Origin of the sequence: Ligilactobacillus sp. UO.C109, assembly GCF_026847815.1 — a bacterium.
Classification (GTDB): domain Bacteria; phylum Bacillota; class Bacilli; order Lactobacillales; family Lactobacillaceae; genus Ligilactobacillus; species Ligilactobacillus salivarius.
In genome coordinates this window covers 1-203 of sequence record NZ_JAPSFH010000002.1, presented here as the reverse complement: position 1 = coordinate 203, position 203 = coordinate 1, and the positions used below count along the sequence as shown (strand labels likewise).

Annotated in this window: 1 protein-coding gene; it reads right to left on the bottom strand. The window is 41.9% G+C overall.

Annotated elements, in window-relative coordinates; all coding sequences use genetic code 11:
- On the bottom strand, nucleotides 1-203 hold a 203-nt coding region (locus tag OZJ21_RS00010), incomplete at both ends, for a hypothetical protein (RefSeq protein ID WP_442916301.1).

The following is a 203-nucleotide window of genomic DNA, read 5'->3' as shown; positions in this document are numbered from 1 at the left end:
GAATCCTTGAGTACAAGTTCCTCCTTAAGCGAAAGCTTAAGTACATCAAGTTCGTTGAGTGAATCCTTGAGTACAAGCTCCTCCTTAAGTGAAAGCTTAAGCACATCAAGTTCGTTGAGTGAATCCTTGAGTACAAGCTCATCCTTAAGCGAAAGCTTAAGCACATCAAGTTCCTTGAGCGAATCCTTGAGTACAAGTTCCTC